The sequence below is a fragment of the Streptomyces griseiscabiei genome, assembly GCF_020010925.1.
Taxonomy (GTDB): Bacteria; Actinomycetota; Actinomycetes; order Streptomycetales; family Streptomycetaceae; genus Streptomyces; species Streptomyces griseiscabiei.
The window spans coordinates 502,982-522,158 of sequence record NZ_JAGJBZ010000004.1 but is presented as its reverse complement, the minus strand read 5'-3'; the positions used below and the strand labels follow the sequence as shown (position 1 = coordinate 522,158).

The window sequence follows — 19,177 nt, the reverse complement described above, 5'->3', positions numbered from 1 at the left end:
TGCTTGCATTTTTACCAAAGGTTGCAGGCCGCGCACGTAAGTGGCAAAGCTGGTTACATGCCTGACTTAGTCCATTGCTTTGCACTGTCGAGTCGCTCATACTGAACGAAGCGCCTCGCCCGCGCACCCGCTCCCCGTTCTCCGCTCTCTTGGACGGCCCTCGTGACACTCCCCAGCGCCGACCGGCCCGCGCCCAGCACCGCGACGACACCGACGGCACCGACAGCACCCGCGACTCCCACGGCGCCCCGGGCCGGTGGTCGCGCCTCCCGCGCGCCCCGTGGCCCGGGTTCCCTCGGGCCCGTGGGACTGGTGCTGGCCGGTGGGATATCGGTGCAGTTCGGCGGGGCGCTGGCGGTGACGCTGATGCCGCGGGCCGGGGCGCTCGGGGTGGTGACCCTGCGGCTCGCGGTGGCCGCGCTGGTGATGCTGGTGATCTGCCGCCCCCGGCTGCGCGGGCACTCGCGTACCGACTGGGGCACGGTGGTCGTCTTCGGCGTCACCATGGCCGCGATGAACGGCCTCTTCTACCAGTCCGTCGCCCGTATCCCGCTCGGCGTCGCCGTCACCCTGGAGGTGCTCGGCCCGCTGGCCCTCTCCGTCCTGGCGTCCCGCCGGGCGATGAACCTGGTGTGGGCCGGGCTCGCCCTCTGCGGCGTCTTCCTCCTCGGCGGCGGAGGCGGCGGCTTCGGTGCCCTCGACCCCCTGGGCGTCGCCTTCGCCCTCACCGCCGGGCTGGCGTGGGCGCTGTACATCGTCTTCAGCGCGCGTACGGGGAGGCGGTTCCCGCAGGCCGACGGGCTGGCGCTGGCCATGGGTGTCGCGGCGGTGCTGTTCCTGCCGCTGGGGCTCGTCGAATCGGGGACGCGACTGCTCGACCCGACGACGCTGGCCCTGGGCGCCGCCGTCGCCGTCCTCTCCTCCGTCCTCCCCTACACCCTCGAACTCCTCGCCCTGCGCCGCCTGCCCGCCCCCACCTTCGCGGTCCTCATGAGCCTGGAGCCCGCGATCGCCGCGACCGCCGGCTTCCTGATCCTCGACCAGGCCCTCGCCGCCACGGAGGCCCTCGCGATCGCGCTGGTCATCGGGGCGAGCATGGGGGCGGTGCGGACGCAGGTGGGGCGGGGGAAGGTGGTGCCGGGGAAGGTGCGGAGGGGGAAGGCGCGGCAGGGGAAGGCGGGGGCTTCGGGGTAGGGGGAACGGGCTCGCTCGCCGTCGATCTCCCTGGCGTGGGGGTGCCCCGCCGATCGCGGGGCAGGACGGGGCGGAGCCGCCCTCCCCAGCACCTCCCTATGCCTCCGGCCCGATCCCGATCTCATAGCGCAGTCGCTGACGCCACGCCGGCATCACCATGCGGTCGACCTGGATCGGGCGGTCGTCGCGGTCGAGGGTGACCCGGGTCAGCCGGAGCACCGGTTCGCCCGGTGCGGTGCGCAGGGTGGCGCGTTCGTCGTCGTCCGGGTTGTCGGCCGTCACGTCCTCGCGGACGAGGGCGCCGACATGGCCCAGCGCGGCGAGCAGGGTGACGGCCCCTCCGGGGATGCGGGCGGTTCCGGCGAGACGGGTGCCGCGGGCGATGTCGACCGGGTAGTACGTGTCCGTCAGCTCGTTCGGCTGGTCGTCGAGAAGGATCAGGCGACGGCGTACGACGACGTCCTCGCCCTCGGTCAGCGCCAGCAGCCGTGCCACCTCGGCGGGCGCTCCCACCTCACCCGCGTAGAGAATCCGCTGGGTGCCGCGCCGCCCCTGGGCCGCCGCGTCCGCGCCCCAGGCGTCGCCCTGCCCCTGCTCCCTCGGCGTCAGATACGGCATCGAGGTACTGACCCACCTGTTCACGTCCATCTCACCCACCCCACCTACCTCACTCATCGCGCCCTCCCGTCTCTTCGACCACTCGACCACTCGACCACTCGACGCCGATGGGCTACTTGACCAGCCGGAAGGCGGGGTGCCGAACCCAGGCCCGCAGGAACTCCGCCGTTCCCAGCGCCGTCCAGTCGTCGTCCGTGATCCCCAACACCCCCGGAAGGCCGGCGACGACCGACGCCTGCCCGTCCAGCAGCTCGGCCTTGGCCACGCCCCCGATGACGTCCACGACAGCGGCGGTCAGCAGGGCCGTGGCCACGTGGTCGATCCCGCGATTGCAGCAGGCGCCGACATTGACGGCATGGGTCGGCGTGAAGCCGAGGACGGCCTCCACCTCGGGCTCGTCGGCGTGCTCGGCCTCGAAGGTGCTCTCGTCGCCGACACCGGGCCCCATCGAGTAGACGAGGAAGGGCCGACCCCAGTCCTCGCGCCGCGGGTCGAATCCCACCAGGGCCGTGAGTGCCTCGTCCGCGCCGGTGTTGCCGAGAAGGGGGAGCGGGAACGGCTTTCGCCAGTCCTCCTCCCGCTGGTCCTCGACGCCCAGGCGCTGTGCGGGCACGTTGACGTCGAAGAACCCGGGCCGCTTCTCGACGAAGTGGGTCGAGAGCCCCACCATCAACGCACGGAACTCTCGCAGCGCGGCCGGGGAGAGCGGCTCCGCCAGATCGATCACCAAGGTCGGACCGGACATGCCGAGAGCCTAGTTCGCGCGACTCCGCGACCTCATGTCCGGCCCGGCTGCTCAGCACAGCGCCGCGATGGCCTTGAGGATCAGGGCGCGCGCGTCGGCCCCGTACACGGCCATGCTCCGCAGCTGCTCGAACGCCTTGAGGTAGAGGGCGATCTCGGCGGGTTGGGTGATGTTCACCTCCGCAGAGAGAAACTCCACTGACACAAGCGTGTCGTCGTAAACGTGGAACGTCTCGATGGGCCATTGCGGGCGCTCGCGCGTGGCCATGGGGATGATTCCGAGCGACACCTGCGGGAGTGCTCCGGCAGTCAGCAGGTAGCCGAGCTGGGCGGCCATGGCGTCCGCGTCGCCCAGTTGGGAGTACAGGACGGACTCCTCGGTAAGCATCACGAATCGGTGACCCGGCTCGTGGATGATGCGCGATCGTTCGACGCGCGCGGCTGCGGCTGCCGCGCCGTCGTTGACCGGAAGCCCACGGAAGTCGGCGATGCTGCTCAGCAGTGCTGCCGCGTAGCCCTCGGTCTGCAGCAGACCTGGGACCATCGTCGAGGAGTAGATCCGGAACAGTTCGGTGTCGTGGAAGAACTGCACCACGCTGTCCTGGAGTTGCTTCATCCCGCGGCGCACCTGGTGACGCCACTCCTGGTACATCGATTCGGCGTTCAGGGACTGGACGACCAGGTCCTCCGCCTGGTCGGCCACGCCGCAGGCTGCGGCCCAGGCCCGGATGTCCTTGGCCGAGGGCGCGGTGACCGCGTTCTCGATACGGGAGGTCTTGGAGTGGCGCCAGCCGCACCGGTCGGCCAGTTCGACCACCGTCAGCCCGGCGCTCTTGCGGAGGTCACGCAGCCGTAAGGCGACGACTCGGCGCGCGTCCTGGGCGGACGAGGACGGGGAGACAGGCATGAACTGGCCTACCGATGCTTTTCTGTCAGCGGATGTCGTACTGGTCGTGCGGGGTGGCCCGTGCCCACACCGCCTCGAAGGCTTCAGCGCACAGCTTGGCTCTGCTTGTCCCCGGTGTTGGGGTCGATACCGATGAACAGTAGCGACATGGCCACCTCCACCTTTGTGTTGTGCAGCTATGTCCACTACCGTCGCTCTGCGGTGATGGCAGGTCAAGAGGGCACATATATGCCCACCTGCCTCAGGCAGTTACGTAGACAGATCTGCACATCGCTGGCCGTGCGACCCACAGCGCCCCTAGCGTCGGCCGATACGACGAACCCGGGCGATGCGCCAGCCTCCCGGGGCACGCCAACGCTGCTGAGGAGCGCCGACATGGCCATGTCCAGCACCCGCCCGGCCCGGCGGACCACGATGGATCCGCCGCCCTTCCTCGGGCTCCCGTGCGAGGAGCCGGTGCCGCCCGCCGACTGCGAGCGGTGTGCCCGGCTGGCCGAGCAGCGGGCGACCGCGCGGGCCGAGGACGACCGGTCGCGCGTCACCGACTGCAACGTCCTCATCCGCGCCCACCACCCGCAACGCCCGCAGGCGAGGCGATGACCGTGGACGGCCGCGACGACAACCGCCGCAGCCCGACCACGAGCCGTGTCGAGGAACGCCGGCTCGACACCGGATCAGGCCCCGGCCGCACGGTGCGGGTGGAGGTGCACGACCTCGTCGACGAGAACCCCGAGACCGCCTACCGGCGCATCCTGGACCACGGGAGAACTGCACCGCATGCCGCACCCTGGACGAGGACGGCCGCGCGAACGGCGACTGCGACACCGCCCGGCGCCTCAACCGCGCCTGGGGGACGGCACGTCGCCGGACCGCCTGAACATCTTCGTCCCTCGCCGGGCGGTGGTGTTATAACCGGGCGCATGATCTACCACGTCGTGTCCCTCGATGCCTGGAACGCCCGCCCCGACGAGCCGTACGCCCCCGAGTCGCTCCCGGCGGACGGGTTCGTGCACTGTTCGCCGGACGAGGCGACGACCCTGGCTGTCGTGAACGCCTTCTATCGGGACGCGCCGAAGCCGTTGCATGTGCTGGTGCTCGACGAGGAACGGCTGGGCGCGCGGGTGGAGTTCGAGGCGGCCGAGCCCGCGCCGCCGCCGGGGGTCGGGGCGGATGTGCTGTTCCCGCATGTGTTCGGGCCGCTCGACCGTGACGCCGTCGTGCGGGTGCTGGAGATCCGGTGGGACGGGGAGGGGCGCGCGGTGGGGCTGACGGCGGGCTAGCTGCGCGCCCCGCTCACATCACCAGGAACGCGAACGTCCAGTACACCGCCGTGATCGCGACGCCCAGGCGGATTCTCCTGCGGCGGGACCAGCTCTGGACCTGGGGGCTCTTGTTCCAGCCGTAGACGCCGGCGCCCCAGATCACGGTCATCACGAAACCGATCGGGGTCTGGGTCCAGAACCAGGCCATCACACCGACGATGGACCCGCCGACGACATGCCCGATGACATGCTCGGCGATGCGGTCCTTCTCGTACTTCTGGGGCGTCGGCTCCCCCGGTGCCGCGCTGCCGTCCGGCGGTTCCTCCCGATCCTCGTGCGCCTTCTCCGTCTCCCCGTCGTGCCGGTCCATGCGCCCCCCTCGGGCCGAGAGCCGGGATGCGGCCTTTCCGGCTTTCCGGCTGATACTCCCCGTGTCCGAGCGAGCGCGAACGGTGAGCGAGGTGGCGTGTGGAGGCGCGGGGCCGGAGCCCTCGCTCTTCGGGCGCCGGTTCTGTGGCTCCGTGGGCCCGTCCGCCCTCTGTCATCTCAGCCGCACCGGCGTACTACGCCGCTCCGACCTGCGAAAACTGATTGCGGCGCCCACGGCACGCCTGGCATCGTACGAGCTTCCATGACACCCGTGAGGTTCCCGAGACTCCTGAGGTTCCCGAGACTCCCGTGACGATCTACTTCTATGGCGCCGACGAAGTCCCTCACGGGTGCTTCTCGAACTTCTCCGATCACGGCTTCGAACTCGACGGGGCCTGGTGGCCGACCTCGGAGCACTACTTCCAGGCACAGAAGTTCAAGGGCACCCGTCACGCGGATCTCGTCCGGCGTGCTCGCACCCCGCTGCGGGCGGCGGAGTTGGGCCGTGACCCGTCCAAGCCTCTGCGGCGGGACTGGGAACGGGGCAAGGACGACGTGATGCGCCGCGCGGTGGGGGCCAAGTTCCGTGCGCACGCCGATATCCGCGCCGTTCTGCTGTCGACCGGCGACGAGGAGATCGTCGAGGACACCACCACCGACCACTACTGGGGTCGGGGCAGGACCGGCACCGGCAAGAACATGCTCGGACGGATTCTGGTGCGCACCCGTGGCCAGTTGCGTGCCGAGGCGCCGGCCGCAGATGAAGGTCTCTCCCGCTGAGTCCGTCACCGGCTCGCCGATGTCGTAGCAGCTGTCGCCCTGTTCGGCCCGTCCGGTGCCGAAGGGTGCGTTTCCGGACGTTGTTCGAGACGTCAGCGGGACGGAGACCCCGGCGGCCCCGTCCCCTCGGCCCCCTCCGCCCGCTCCAGCCCCTCCGCCCGCTCCAGCCCTTCCGCCAGTACCTCCGCCAGGTGCCGTCCCCGTCTCCCCGCCAACTGCTCCAGCTGCGTCCGGCAGGAGAAGCCGTCCGCCAGGACGAGCGTGTCGTCGGTCGCGGCCCTTACCGCCGGGAGGAGCTGGTCCTCGGCGCAGGCCACCGAGACGTCGTAGTGGCCCTTCTCGAAGCCGAAGTTGCCCGCGAGGCCGCAGCAGCCGCCGCTGAGGTCGCCGGTGAGACCGGCGGCGGTGCGCAGGCGGCGGTCGGGGGCGTCGCCGAGGACCGCGTGCTGGTGGCAGTGGGTCTGGCCGACGACCGGGCGGTCGACGGCGGGCGGGGTCCAGTGCGGGGCATGGCGTTCGAGCGCCTCCGCGAAGGTGACGACCGAGGCGGCGAGCCGGTGGGCCCGGGGGTCGTCGGGGAGCAGCTCGGGGAGGTCGGTGCGGAGCGTGGCCGCACAGCTCGGTTCGAGGACGACCACCGGGAGGTGGGGCGGGGTGAGGTCCGGGTTCTCGTCCGGCATCCACTGCGGGACGGGGCTCAGGAACACGTCGAGGATGTCGAGCGTACGGCGCAGCACCGCGCGGGCCCGGTCCAGCTGACCCGTCGAGATGTACGTCAGGCCGCAGCAGACCCGGCCGCTCCGCATCGCGAACAGGGCTCGGGTGAGGCGCAGTTGGGTGAGCGCGACCTCCTCGCCCGCCTCCGCCCGCCGTGCCCGGGCCGGGGGGACGCCCTCCGACGCCCCACTTCCGCCGCCTCGGGAAGCCGACGTCCGGCACCCCCTCCTCCGGCACCCCCTCTTCCCGCGCCCCCACATCCTGCCCCCGCTCCCGCTCCCTCGCCACCCCCGCGTACCACCGCGTGAACGGCACCCGCGCCACCCGCGGCAGCTCCCGCTCCCCCGCGATCCCGCCCAGCCGCTTGGCGAGCGCGGCCAGGGGCCGTACGCCCGCGAGGACGTTGACGAGGGCCGCCGTGCGCGTACGGGCGACCAGGCCGAGCCAGACCGGCAGCCGGCCCATCGCGTAGTGGGACGCCGGGCGGCGGCGCCCCGCGTAGTGGTGGTGGAGGAACTCCGCCTTGTACGTGGCCATGTCGACACCGACCGGGCAGTCCGAGCGGCAGCCCTTGCAGGACAGGCAGAGGTCGAGCGCGTCCCGTACCTCGGGGGAGCGCCAGCCGTCGGTGACCACCTCACCGGCCAGCATCTCGTGCAGCAGCCGGGCCCGGCCCCGGGTGGAGTGCTCCTCCTCCCCGGTGGCGCGGAAGGAGGGGCACATGACCGCCCCGGAGGCCGGACTCACCTCGGTCGTACGGCACTTGGCGACGCCCACGCAGCGGCGTACCGCCGCCGAGAAGTCGCCGCCGTCGTCCGGGTACGCGAACTCCACCGGCACGGGGGTGCGTGGGAGGACCGCGAAGCGAAGATTCGAGTCCAGGGGGGCGGGGCGGACGAGCATGCCGGGGTTGAGGAGGTCGTCGGGGTCCCAGACGCCCTTCACCTGCTCGAACAGACGGACCATCTCGCTGCCGTACATGGTCGGCAGCAGCTCCGCGCGGGCCTGGCCGTCGCCGTGTTCGCCGGAGAGAGAGCCGCCGTGCGCGGTGACCAGGGCGGCCAGTTCCTCGGAGAAGCGGCGGAAGCGGGCGACACCCGCCGGGGTGAGCAGGTCGAAGTCGATCCGGACGTGGACGCAGCCGTCGCCGAAGTGGCCGTAGGGCGTGCCGCGCAGGTCGTGGGAGCGGAGCAGGCCCCGGAAGTCCCGCAGATACGCGCCCAGCCGGGCCGGTGGCACCGCGCAGTCCTCCCAGCCGGGCCACGCCTCTCCCCCACCGTCCGGCATCCGGGTCGCCGTACCGCTCGCGTCCTCGCGGACGCGCCACAGCGCGCGCCGGCCTGCGGCGTCCGTCACCACGAGGGAGTCCAGGAGCGTGCCGTCGGCGCGGGCCGCGCGGACGAGCGCGTCGGCGTGCGCCCGGGCCTCGGCCGGGGTGGCGCCGCCCGACTCCACGAACAGCCAGGCCCCGCCGCGCGGCAGCCCGGCCGCCGCCCCGGGCGGGACGAGGTCCGCCGCCATGCCCTCCACCGTCAGCGGGGCGTGCGGCAGCAGACCGGGCGCCGCCTCCGCCGCCGTGCTCTCGTCGGCGTACGCCAGGACGGCGAGGGCACGCGCGCGGGGGTCCTCGACGAGGCGTACGACCGCTTCCGTGAGCAGCCCGAGCGTGCCCTCGGAGCCGCAGAAGGAACGGGCCACATCGGCGCCCCGCTCGGGGAGCAGGGCGTCCAGGGCGTAACCGGAGATACGGCGGGGGAGGTCGGGGAAGCCCGTGCGCAGCAGGGCCGACTCGCGCTCCACCAGCGGGCGGAGGCCCTCCGGCGCCCCTGACCAGCCTGGCCCGAGCCGCAGCGCCTCGCCCCTCCCCCCGATCACCGACAGCTCGCGCACGCTGTCGGCCGTCGTGCCCCAGGCGACCGAGTGGGAGCCGCAGGAGTTGTTGCCGATCATGCCGCCCAGGGTGCAGCGGCTGTGTGTGGACGGGTCGGGGCCGAAGCGCAGGCCGTGCGGGGCGGCGGCCTCCTGGAGGCGGTCCAGGACGAGGCCGGGCTGCACGACCGCCGTCCGCGCCCCGGGGTCGAGGGAGACCAGCCGGTTCATGTGCCGGGTGAAGTCCAGGACCAGGCCCGTGCCCGTGGCCTGTCCGGCGATCGAGGTGCCGCCGCCGCGCGCGACGACCGGGACTCCGTGCTCGCGGCCCACGGACAGGACGGCCGCCACGTCGTCCGCGTCCCGGGGCGCGACCACGCCCAGCGGCACCCGCCGGTAGTTGGACGCGTCCATCGTCGTCAGCGCGCGTGCGGTCGCGCCGAAGGAGACCTCGCCGCGCACGCCCGCCGACCGCAGCGCGGTCTCCAGCAGTCGGCGCGGCTCCGCCGTGTCCCCGGATTCCGTCATGCGTTCCAGGATGCACCCGACCACTGACAGTGACGGCCAGGTGACGGGACAACCCGTCCGATTCCCGTGGACAGGCGGCGCGCCGCTCACCGGGGACGTTGGCTTGATTCCGGAGAGCTAACCTGAAACCGGCCAACCCCCGTCGCGAACTCCCATATAGTGACGCCCAATTGAGCACAGATTGAGCACCAGACGTCGCTTCTCGTTCAGGGACCGACCGAGTTACCGCACCCAGGAACCGACTGAGTTACCGAGTTCAGAACCGACCGAGGACACCAGCCGATGACCGCGCCCAGCCCCCCTCGCCCCCCGGGCGATCGCCCCGCCCTGCGCTCAGTGCTCCCCCTCCCTCTGGTGACCGCGCTGCTCGCCGCGGCCGCCGCCGGCGTCACGGTCGCGCTCACCCCGCAGTCTTCGCGGCTGCCGGTCGCGAGCGGGGCGGGCGGGGCCGCGCTCCTGCTGACCCTGGCCGTCGCCGCCGCCGTGCACGCGCGCGTGTCGGCGCGGCTGCTGCGCCACCGGCTGAACGCCGTCGCCCGGGAAACCGGTCTGCTGCTCCAGGAGCGCGCCCGGCTGGCCGAGGAGTTCGCCCAGGAACGGGGACGGCTGACCGAGGAGTTCGTGCAGGAACGGGCCCGGATCGCGGCCGAGTTCGCACGGGAGCGGGCCCGGCTGACCGCCGAGTCCGACCGTGAACGCGAGCGGCTGTCCGACGAACGGGACCGTACGGCCGAGGAGACCACCCAGGAACGGGCCCTGCTCACCGAACGCGCCAAGCAGGCCGAGACCGTCCGTACGGCCCTGCTCGCCGTCACCGCCAATGTGGCGGGCCGGATGCAGGCCCTCGCCACCGGCACCCTCGCCGATCTGCGGGCCATGGAGGAACGTCACGCCGACGAGGACGTCCTCGCCGATCTCCTCCACCTCGACCACCGCACCGCGCAGGCGGGCCGGCTGGCCGATTCCGTCGCCGTCCTCGCGGGCGCGCGCTCGGGCCGCCGCTGGGCGCGGCCGATCCCGATGGAGTCGATCCTGCGCGGCGCGATGGGCCGGATCGGCGCCTACCGCCGGGTCCGGCTGCACTCCTCCAGCGAGACCGCCGTCGCCGGTCACGCCGCCGAGGGCGTCATGCACGCGCTCGCCGAACTCCTCGACAACGCGGCCAACTTCTCGCCGCCGACCGCCGAGGTCCATGTGTACGTCGAGGAGGTCCCGGCCGGCGCGATCATCTCCGTCGAGGACTCGGGGCTCGTCATGAGCGACGTACAGCTCCGGCGCGCCGAACGCGCCGTGGCGGGCGAGACGGCCGACCTCACCCATCTCACCGGTACGCGCCTCGGCCTCGCCGTCGTCGGCCGGCTCGCCCGCAAGCACGGGCTGCGGATCTCCTTCCGGCCGTCCGCGCGCGGCGGCACGGGCGTCCTGATGCTCATCCCGCAGGACGTCCTGGCCGGCACGGTCCCGACGGCCTCGCCGTCCATGACGGCCCCCTACGCGTCGGCACCCTCCGCGTCGGCGCCGTACGCGGGCGTACGCGCCCCCCGCGACCTGGACACCGAGCCGACGCCCACCCATGAGTTCCCGACGGACACACCCGCCGCGCCCGTGGCCGACCCGGTGGCCGACGCGCTGATCGACTCCCTGTCCGGCTACCGGACCGGGGCCGGGGCGGAGACCGCTACCGCGACCGGTTCCGCGGCGTACGGTTCCTCGTTCCGTTCCGAATTCGGCTCGTTCGATCCCGGATTCGGCCCGGTCGACCCCGGATTCGGCCCGGCGCCCGGCTTCCCGGCAGCCGCCGGCGCCGACGACGGCAACGGCGACGCCGAGGACCCCACCCCCTCCGACGCCCTCCCCCGGCGCCGCCGCGGCCAGTCCCTCGCCGAGGCAGAGGCCCGTATCCAGGCGCAGGCCGCCGAGGCCGCCGCGCGGGCGGAACGGTCCTCCCGGCCCGCCGAGGACGTGAGCACCGGCGCCGTCCGCTTCAGCAGCTTCCGCCGGGCGGTACGGGGCACGGGCGGGCTGGACCAGGCGTTCGTCCAGGGGACGGCCACCGGGGACGAGGCCTCCACCGGCACACCGGTTCCGTCGGCCGCTCCGGAGCCGTCCGCCGCCGTGGACCGCTACCACCCCGCCCCGGCCGCGCCGCCCGTACCGGACGCCTCCCTCGACCCCGTACGGGACGCCGCTGCGCCCCCGGAGGCCGCGCGGCAGCCGGAGTTGGAGCCGGTGCGGGAGTCCGAGTGGGGCGCCGTAGGGGCCATGGGGGGATCGCCCTGGCATTCCGGGCCGGAGCCCGAAGCCGAGCCCGTACGGGAGACGGTGTGGGACCCCGGGCCCGAGACCGGCTGGGAGCCCGAGCCCGCGCGGGGACTCGCGTGGGAACCGGAAGCCACCGGGGAGACGGCGTGGACCTCGGAAACTGCCGAAAGAACCGCGTGGGAACCGAGACCCGCCGAGGAAGCGGCATGGAAACCGGAACCCGCCGGAGAGACTCCCACCTGGGAACCGGAACCCACCGCGGCACCCACCGCCTGGGATCCGGAACCTGCCGGAGAAGCCGCCGCCTGGGAACCGGAGACGGTGCGGGACGCGGCGTGGGAGGCGGACGCCTCGCGTGAGCTTCCGTGGGCGCCCGACACCGTGCGGGAGGCGAAGTGGGAGCTCGACCCGGTACGGGAGCCGGCCCCGGAACCCGCAGGGGACACCCGCCCCGCCCCGGACGACGCCACCGCTTCCTCCGCCCCCTCCCACCCGGCGCCGGGCCAGGACCCGGTCCCGGACCCCGACCCGGCCGGCGGGCGGCCCCCCGCACCGCACCCGCGCACGCACCCCCACCTGGAAGGCGACCCCACCCCATGACCGGCACCGGCTTCGGCACCAGCGCCGACGACAGGCTCACCTGGCTCATGGAAGGCCTGCTGGAACGCACTCCGGGCGCCCGGCACGCGCTCGTGCTCTCCCGGGACGGCCTGCGGCTGTGCCGTACGCCCGAGCTGCCCGTAGACCGGGCCGACCAGCTCGCCGCGATCGCCGCCGGCATCCAGTCGCTGTCCCACGGGGCGTCCCTGGAGTTCGGCGACGGCAGCGGAGGGGTGCGCTCGGCGATGGCGGAGTTCCACGGCGGGGTCCTGCTCATCGTGGAGGCGGGCGAGGGCGCGCATCTGGCCGTCGTGACGGACGAGGAGGCGGACGCCGGGCTCGTCGGCCACAACATGAGCGAGCTGGTCGAACAGCTGGGCGAGCACCTGAGCGCGAGGCCGCGCCGCCCGACGGACCTTACGGACCTGACGGACCCGGCGGCCGATACAACCACGGCCATGGCCACCGGTGCGAACACGGCCACGACCACGACCACCACCGCCGTTACGGCTCTGGCGCCCCGTACGTCATGAGCCGGCCCGGCAGGGACGACCTGCCCGACCGGCTGTACACGCTCACCGGGGGGCGCAGCCGTTCCGCGCCCGGAACACCGTTCGACCTGGTGACCCTGGTGGTCGCGGAGAGCCAGCCGGCACCGGGCATGCAGTCGGAGCATGTGGCGATCCTGCGGCTGACGGAGCGGCCCACGGCGGTGGTGGAGATCGCCGCCCAGCTGCGGCTGCCGGTGAGCATCACGAAGGTGCTGCTCTCCGACCTCCTCACGGCGGGCCGGGTCAGCGCCCGGCATCCGAACCAGGCCACGCTGGTCGATCTGGACATTCTGGAGCAGGTGCTCGTTGGACTACGCAATCTCTGAGACCGGCGACGGCGGCCACGCGGCCCCCGCGCACTTCGCCATGCCCGAATCCGCCCCCGAACCGGCCCCCGTGCCCCTCTTCGGCGCCCGCTTCCAGGGCGAACCCGCCTCCCTGTACCGGGGGTTGCGGCGGGAGCACGGCGAGGTGGTGCCCGTGCTGCTCGACGGGGACGTACCGGCGTGGCTGGTGCTCGGCTACCGGGAGCTGCACCAGGTGACGAGCGATCCGGAGCTGTTCAGCCGGGACTCCGCGCTGTGGAACCAGTGGCAGCGTGTTCCGGCCGACTGGCCGCTGCTTCCCGTGATCAGCCCGGAGCAGCCGTCGGTCCTCGGCACGGTCGGCGAGCGGCACCGGCAGCGGGCCGCGCTGATCGAGGAGGCGCTGGAGGCGGTCGAGCCGCTCGAACTGCGCGGTCATGTCGAGCGGTTCGCCGACGAGTTGATCGACGGCGTGTGCGGGATGGGCGCGGCCGATCTGGTGGGGCAGTTCGCGGCGCCGCTGCCCGCACGCGTCCTGGCCCATCTCTTCGGCTTCCGGGAGGAGCACGGGCCCGGGCTGGTGGCGGCGCTGAACGACATCCTCGACGGCCAGGACCGGGCGATGGCGGCCGAGGGGTATCTGCGGACGGCGATGGCCCGACTGGTGGCGGAGCGCCGGGAGCGGCCCGGGGACGACGTGGTGTCGCGGCTGCTGGCGGGGGCGCGGGCGTACGAGGTGACGGTCGAGGAGGTCACCCATGACGTGATGGTGATGCTGGCGGTGGGGCATCAGCCGACGGCGGACTGGATCGGCAACTCGCTGCGGCTGATGCTGACGGACGAGCGGTTCGCGGCGTCGCTGTTCGGGGGGCGCAGCAGTGTCGCGGAGGCCATGAACGAGGTGCTGTGGGAGGACGCCCCGATCCAGAACGTGGCGGGCCGCTGGGCGGCGCGGGACACACGGCTGGGTGGGCGGGTCCTTCGTGCGGGTGATCTGGTCCTGCTCGGGCTGCAGGGGGCGAACTCCGATCCCCGGGTACGGGCGCGGGGGGCCGCGCTGACCGGGGGGAACAACGCGCACTTCTCCTTCGGGCACGGGGAGCACCGGTGTCCCTTCCCCGCGCAGGAGACGGCCGAGGTCATCGCCCGAACGGGTATCGAGGTCGTCCTCGACCGCCTCCCGGACCTGGACCTCGCGGTCCCGGCCGGCTCCCTGGTCCGGCGCGCCTCCCCCTGGCTCCGGGGCCTGGTGGCACTGCCGGTCCGATTCACCCCGGGCCCGGTACGAGGGATCTGATTCCGGACCATTTCGCGCTCCGCGCGGGGCTGGAGGCGGGCCTGCGGCCCTTTCGGTGAAAAGCACGGGGCGCAGCCCCTGCTTTTCAGGGGCGCGGGGAACTGCGCGAGAAGCCCCACGCACCCGCACCCGCACCCGCCAAAGAACCCGCACCCCCGAGTCACAAGGCGCCCCCGTCTCATCCGACGGACGACGTTTCACCCACGTTTCGCGGAGCCGCTAGGCTCCATGCCCGTGGCTGATATCCAGATCCCCGCTGACATCAAGCCCGCCGACGGACGTTTCGGCGCGGGCCCCTCCAAGGTGCGGACGGAGGCGCTGGACGCGCTGGCCGCCACCGGTACCTCTCTGCTCGGCACGTCCCACCGCCAGGCCCCGGTGAAGAACCTGGTCGGCCAGGTCCGCGAGGGCGTCAGCGAGCTGTTCTCGCTGCCCGAGGGCTACGAGGTCGTCCTCGGCAACGGCGGCTCCACGGCGTTCTGGGACGTCGCGACGCACGGCCTGATCGAGAACAAGAGCCAGCACCTGACCTTCGGCGAGTTCAGCTCGAAGTTCGCCAAGGCCGCGAAGCTCGCCCCCTGGCTCGCCGAGCCCACGGTCGTCTCCTCCGACCCCGGCACGCACCCGGAGGCACAGGCCGAGGCGGGTGTCGACGTCTACGCGTTCACCCACAACGAGACCTCCACCGGTGTCGCGGCCCCGATCAGGCGCGTGGCCGGCGCCGACGAGGGCGCCCTCGTCCTGGTCGACGCCACCTCCGGCGCCGGCGGCCTGCCCGTCGACATCGCCGAGACCGACGTCTACTACTTCGCCCCGCAGAAGTCCTTCGCCTCCGACGGCGGCCTGTGGATCGGTGTCTTCTCCCCGGCCGCCATCGAGCGCGCCGAGCGGATCCACGCCTCCGGCCGCCACGTCCCGGAGTTCTTCAGCCTGCCCACGGCGATCGACAACTCCCGCAAGAACCAGACGTACAACACCCCGGCCCTCGCCACCCTCTTCCTGCTCGACCAGCAGCTGAAGTGGATCAACGGCCAGGGCGGTCTGAGCTGGTCCACGGCCCGTACGAAGGACTCCTCGACCCGGCTGTACACCTGGGCGGAGGAGAGCAAGTACGCGAGCCCGTTCGTCACGGACGCGGCCAAGCGCTCCCAGGTCATCGGCACGATCGACTTCTCGGACGAGATCGACGCCGCCGCCGTCGCCAAGGTCCTGCGCGCCAACGGCATCGTCGACACCGAGCCCTACCGCAAGCTCGGCCGCAACCAGCTGCGCGTCGCCATGTTCCCGGCGATCGACCCGGCGGACGTCGAGGCCCTCACCAAGTGCGTCGACTACGTGATCGAGAAGCTGTAACAGCTGTAACACGGGCCGCGTCCCGTCCCGTACGACACCGAAGGGCGCCCGGCGGCATGTGCTGCCGGGCGCCCTTCGCGTTCTTCACCGTGCGGGTGATGCTCAGCCGCGGAAGCCGAGTATCCCGTGCAGGGTGGCGCCGTCAGTCGCGGCCGGCCCCTGCGTGGCGCCCAGCGTCGACCGGGCCGAAGCGTCCTGCGGGGCCGCCGGCTTCGGGTCGGCCAGCTTCTTGCAGGTGGCGTCGGCCGTGCCCTTGCCCCGCGGCACCTTGCCGTTGGTCAGGTAGGTGGCCAGGTACTTGTCGAGGCAGCTGTTGCCGCTCAGCGAGATGCCGTGGTTGCCGCCGCCCTGCTCGACGACCAGGCTGGAGTTCTTGAGCAGCTTGTGGACGGTGACACCGCCCTGGTACGGGGTGGCCGCGTCGTCCGTCGCCTGGAACAGCAGCGCCGGCGGGAGCTTGGAGTTGGCGATGTTCACCGGCTTCAGGGACTTGGTCGGCCAGAACGCGCACGGCGCGTTGTACCAGGCGTTGTTCCAGGCCATGAACGGCGCCTTCTTGTAGACCGCCCAGTTGTCCTTGGTCCACGTCTTCCAGTCGCGCGGCCAGGACGCGTCACGGCACTGCACCGAGGCGTAGACGCTGTAGCCGTTGTCACCGGAGGAGTCGATGGCGGCGAAGTTCTGGTACGCCTCGACCAGCGGGTCGGAGTTCTTGTCCCCCACATAGGCGGCGAACGCCTCGGCGAGGAACGGCCAGTAGCCGTTGTAGTAGCCGCCGGGGATGAAGGTGTCCTCCAGCTCCGAGGCGCCCACCTTCACCTTGCCGCCCACCGGCTTCTTGGCGAGGGCGGCACGCATGGCGTACCACTTCGCCTCGATCTTCTTCGGGTCGGTGCCGAGCTTGTAGGTGCCGTTGTTCTTGGCGACCCACTTCATGAACGCCTTGTGGCGCTTGTCGAACGCGTAGTCCTGGTCGAGGTTGTCCCGGTACCAGACACCCGTCGGGTCGACGATCGAGTCGAGCACCAGACGCCGCACCCGCGAGGGGTAGAGCTTGGCGTAGACCGCGCCGAGGTAGGTGCCGTACGAGTAACCGAAGTAGTTGATCTTCTTGGCGCCGAGGGCCTTGCGGATCGACTCCAGGTCCTTCGCCGCGCTGATCGTGTTGATGTACGGCAGGACGTCCTTGTACTTCGTGCCGCAGGCCTTGGCGAAGGACTGGGCGCGCTTGACGTTGGCCTTCTCGATCGCGGCGGTGCTGGGCACCGAGTCCGGGCGCACCGGGTCGAAGTAGCCCGGCTTGCAGTTCAGGGCGGGCTTGCTCTCGCCCACGCCGCGCGGGTCGAAGCCGATGACGTCGTACTGCGCCGCCACCTTCTTCGGCAGCGAGGACGCGACGAACGAGGCCAGACCCGTACCGCTGCCGCCGGGGCCGCCCGGGTTGACCAGCAGCGGGCCCTGGAACGTCTTCGAGGTGTGCGGCACGCGGGTCAGCGCGAGCGTGATCTTCTTCCCGCTCGGCTTGGCGTAGTCGAGCGGCACCTTCACCGACGCGCACTGCAGCGTCGGGGAGTTGTCCGTGGCGCACTTCTTCCAGGCGACCTTCGCGGCGGCGGCCTGGACGGCGTTCGCGGCGGACGGGGCGCTGGCGTTGGCGGGCACGGCGGTGAGCGTCCCGGCCAGGACCACGACGGCACCGCTCAACACGGCTGCGCTTCTTCTCATATAGGTCTCTCGCAACGATGAGGGGGGTTCACGGGCCACGAGGTACGCGGCCCGTGCCGCATGGTTCCGGAAGAGCGCGCCACACACGCACTCATTAGACGAAGACTTGACCGAATTGAGTCATTGGATCCGCTCAAGAACCTCACAGAACGGGGCACTTGAATCCATCCGGGACACCGGATGCAGAAGCCGGGGGAAAGCCCGGGAAAAGCCGGAGAAAGGCAGGAGGAACAGGCCGGGCGAAGGAGAATGAGCCGCATGGTCATGGTGAGGGGCGTCGACGCCCGCGGCATGCGGCACTGCGAGACGACGGCGCTGGGTGTACTCCTGCGCCACGAGGGAGCGGACCTCTCCGAGCCCATGCTGTTCGGCCTCGGCTCCGGGCTGTCCTTCGTCCACTGGGACAGCAAGGCCATGGACTTCCCCTTCCTCGGCGGCCGGGTCAGGCCCTTCGAGCTGACCCGGAACCTGGCCGCCGCCCTCGGGCTCGAACTCGCGGTCGAGGAGACCACCTCCCCGCGCAAGGCCTGGCGGAACATCACGGCACCCCTCGACGCGGGCCGCCCCGTCGGTCTCCAGCTCGACAGCCACCACCTGGACTACTTCGGCACCAAGGTGCACTTCGGCGGGCACGTGGTGGCGATGTACGGCTACGACGACCAGGTCGCCCACCTGGTGGACACCGCCCAGCAGGGCGGAGCCGTCACCACGAGCCTCGCCTCCCTGGCCGCCGCCAGAGCCGCGCGCGGCCCCATGACCGCCCGGCACCGCTCCTTCACCGTCACGGCACCCGGCGGCCCGCCGTCAACCCAGGACCGGATCGTCCCCGCGATCAGGACGTGCGCCGCCGCCTTCCTGAACCCACCCATCGCGAACCTGGGCCACCGGGGCATCGAGAAGACCGCCCGGCAGCTCCCGAAGTGGCTGCGGCGCGACGGCGATCCACGGGCGGGCCTGCGCCGCACCGCCGTCCTCATGGAACAGGCCGGCACCGGCGGCGCCCTGTTCCGCAACCTCTACCGGGACTTCCTCGCCGAGTCCGCCGGGCTGATCGACAGCCCTCACCTGCGCACCGGCCACACCCTGTACGCCGAGGCCGCCGCCCTCTGGACCCAGGTGGCCGCCCTCATCGCCACGGCCGGCGACTCCGGCGACCCCCGCCCCCTCGACGAGGCCGCCACCGCCCTCCACGACCTGGCCCGTATCGAGCACGACGCGATGCGGGCCCTCAGCCGGCTCTAGACCGTGTCCGCGACCCTGTCCGCGGCCGTGTCCGCGGCCCTGTCGGGCTCCGTCCCCACCCCGATCACGTCCACGCCGGCCTCCCGCAGGGCCGCGCAGGTCGGGTCCCCCTCCGGGGCGGTGGTGACGAGCGCGTCCAGGTCCTCGGGGCCGCAGATCTTCACCATGCCGTCGCCGGGGAACTTGCTCCTGTCGGCCAGCAGGACGACCCGGTCACCGGCCGCGATCATGGCACGCCGGGCGGGCACCTCGGCCACGGTGGTGTCCATGACCTGGCCCCCGGGGCGGATGCCGCAGGCGCCCATGAACAGCCAGTCGGCATGGACCTGACGGAGGTTGTCCTCCGCCATGAACCCGTCCAGCATGCGTGACTCACGGATGACCATGCCCCCGAGCAGCATCAGGTCGACGGCCTCGTCGTCGACGAGTTCGTCGTACACGGCGAGGTTGTTGGTGATCACGGTGATCCGGCGGCCACGCAGCCGGAGGGCGAGCCGGTGGACCGTCGTGCCGCTGTCCAGGATGACCGACTGACCGTCCTCGATCAGGGCGGCGGCCCGGGCGGCGATGGCGTCCTTCTCCGTCACCAGCACCTCGGCGGCCTCGTCGAAGGGCGCCCGCCGGTCGTCGACGACCGCCCCGCCGTGGACCCGGGTGAGCAGCCCGTCCGCCTCCAGCTTGAGCAGATCCCGGCGGATCGTCGCCGCGCTGGACCCGAGCTGCTCGGCGAGACCGGTCACGGACGCCGTGCCGCCGGAACGCAGGGCCCGCAGAATGAGTCGGTGTCGTCGTTCAGCCAGCACGCGACAGGACACTACAGGCTGCCACCGGACCCAACCCGCCGCCTTCCGGCC

At 72.2% G+C, this 19,177-nt stretch carries 15 protein-coding genes and 2 pseudogenes; 10 read left to right on the top strand and 7 right to left on the bottom strand.

Features of this window, described 5'->3' with window-relative positions:
* Positions 1–162 precede the first annotated feature (162 nt).
* Positions 163–1,194: an EamA family transporter gene (locus J8M51_RS41815; protein ID WP_267299989.1), complete on the top strand. Its 1,032-nt coding sequence runs from the start codon at positions 163–165 to the stop codon at positions 1,192–1,194.
* A gap of 96 nt (positions 1,195–1,290) precedes the next feature.
* Here the strand turns inward: J8M51_RS41815 and J8M51_RS41810 are convergent, their stop codons facing one another.
* The 3 genes from J8M51_RS41810 to J8M51_RS41800 all read right to left on the bottom strand — a co-directional run bounded on the left by J8M51_RS41810 (position 1,291) and on the right by J8M51_RS41800 (position 3,463).
* Complete coding sequence (locus J8M51_RS41810; RefSeq protein WP_086756639.1) at positions 1,291–1,842, bottom strand: GntR family transcriptional regulator; 552 nt, start codon at positions 1,840–1,842, stop codon at positions 1,291–1,293.
* A gap of 82 nt (positions 1,843–1,924) precedes the next feature.
* On the bottom strand, positions 1,925–2,557 hold the full coding sequence (locus tag J8M51_RS41805) for a DUF6368 family protein (protein WP_086756630.1): 633 nt from the start codon (positions 2,555–2,557) through the stop codon (positions 1,925–1,927).
* Positions 2,558–2,608: 51 nt separating this feature from the next.
* On the bottom strand, positions 2,609–3,463 hold the full coding sequence (locus tag J8M51_RS41800; protein WP_086756632.1) for a helix-turn-helix domain-containing protein: 855 nt from the start codon (positions 3,461–3,463) through the stop codon (positions 2,609–2,611).
* Positions 3,464–3,838: 375 nt separating this feature from the next.
* Here J8M51_RS41800 and J8M51_RS41795 point away from each other — a divergent pair, with 375 nt between their 5' ends.
* Positions 3,839–4,063, top strand: coding sequence for a hypothetical protein (locus J8M51_RS41795; RefSeq protein WP_086756633.1), 225 nt, complete (start codon positions 3,839–3,841; stop codon positions 4,061–4,063).
* A 320-nt stretch (positions 4,064–4,383) separates the two neighbouring features.
* On the top strand, positions 4,384–4,743 hold the full coding sequence (locus J8M51_RS41790) for a DUF952 domain-containing protein (protein ID WP_086756635.1): 360 nt from the start codon (positions 4,384–4,386) through the stop codon (positions 4,741–4,743).
* Between the two features lie 13 nt (positions 4,744–4,756).
* Here J8M51_RS41790 and J8M51_RS41785 read toward each other — a convergent pair whose 3' ends face one another.
* Positions 4,757–5,095 carry a hypothetical protein gene (locus J8M51_RS41785; RefSeq protein WP_086756636.1) on the bottom strand — a complete coding sequence of 113 codons (339 nt, stop codon included), beginning with the start codon at positions 5,093–5,095 and terminating at the stop codon, positions 4,757–4,759.
* A gap of 308 nt (positions 5,096–5,403) precedes the next feature.
* On the opposite strand from J8M51_RS41785, the gene J8M51_RS41780 reads away from it, so the two are divergent.
* A complete protein-coding gene (locus tag J8M51_RS41780; protein WP_086756638.1) occupies positions 5,404–5,874 on the top strand; it encodes an NADAR family protein in 471 nt (156 codons plus the stop codon).
* A 92-nt stretch (positions 5,875–5,966) separates the two neighbouring features.
* Here the strand turns inward: J8M51_RS41780 and J8M51_RS41775 are convergent.
* Positions 5,967–8,988, bottom strand: a pseudogene (locus J8M51_RS41775) (FAD-binding and (Fe-S)-binding domain-containing protein).
* A 282-nt stretch (positions 8,989–9,270) separates the two neighbouring features.
* On the opposite strand from J8M51_RS41775, the gene J8M51_RS41770 reads away from it, so the two are divergent.
* The 5 genes and pseudogenes from J8M51_RS41770 (at position 9,271) to serC (ending at position 15,356) form a co-directional block, all read left to right on the top strand.
* Positions 9,271–11,850: an ATP-binding protein gene (locus tag J8M51_RS41770; protein WP_317853011.1), complete on the top strand. Its 2,580-nt coding sequence runs from the start codon at positions 9,271–9,273 to the stop codon at positions 11,848–11,850.
* Positions 11,847–12,254, top strand: a pseudogene (locus J8M51_RS41765) (roadblock/LC7 domain-containing protein); the annotation flags it as partial. The gene J8M51_RS41770 and the pseudogene J8M51_RS41765, both read left to right, overlap by 4 nt.
* A 125-nt stretch (positions 12,255–12,379) precedes the next feature.
* On the top strand, positions 12,380–12,727 hold the full coding sequence (locus J8M51_RS41760; protein WP_086754294.1) for a DUF742 domain-containing protein: 348 nt from the start codon (positions 12,380–12,382) through the stop codon (positions 12,725–12,727).
* Positions 12,728–12,767: 40 nt separating this feature from the next.
* Positions 12,768–14,003 carry a cytochrome P450 gene (locus tag J8M51_RS41755; RefSeq protein WP_086754300.1) on the top strand — a complete coding sequence of 412 codons (1,236 nt, stop codon included), beginning with the start codon at positions 12,768–12,770 and terminating at the stop codon, positions 14,001–14,003.
* 234 nt (positions 14,004–14,237) lie between these two features.
* Positions 14,238–15,356: a phosphoserine transaminase gene (gene serC / locus J8M51_RS41750; RefSeq protein ID WP_086754298.1), complete on the top strand. Its 1,119-nt coding sequence runs from the start codon at positions 14,238–14,240 to the stop codon at positions 15,354–15,356.
* A 102-nt stretch (positions 15,357–15,458) separates the two neighbouring features.
* On the opposite strand, the gene J8M51_RS41745 is transcribed toward serC, so the two are convergent.
* Positions 15,459–17,081 carry an alpha/beta hydrolase gene (locus tag J8M51_RS41745; RefSeq protein ID WP_086754291.1) on the bottom strand — a complete coding sequence of 541 codons (1,623 nt, stop codon included), beginning with the start codon at positions 17,079–17,081 and terminating at the stop codon, positions 15,459–15,461.
* A gap of 258 nt (positions 17,082–17,339) precedes the next feature.
* Between J8M51_RS41745 and J8M51_RS41740 the strand changes: the two genes are divergently transcribed.
* On the top strand, positions 17,340–18,323 hold the full coding sequence (locus tag J8M51_RS41740) for a BtrH N-terminal domain-containing protein (protein ID WP_086754289.1): 984 nt from the start codon (positions 17,340–17,342) through the stop codon (positions 18,321–18,323).
* Here J8M51_RS41740 and J8M51_RS41735 read toward each other — a convergent pair.
* Complete coding sequence (locus tag J8M51_RS41735; protein ID WP_086754287.1) at positions 18,320–19,126, bottom strand: DeoR/GlpR family DNA-binding transcription regulator; 807 nt, start codon at positions 19,124–19,126, stop codon at positions 18,320–18,322. The two genes, J8M51_RS41740 and J8M51_RS41735, sit on opposite strands and share 4 nt — an antisense overlap.
* Positions 19,127–19,177 lie beyond the last annotated feature (51 nt).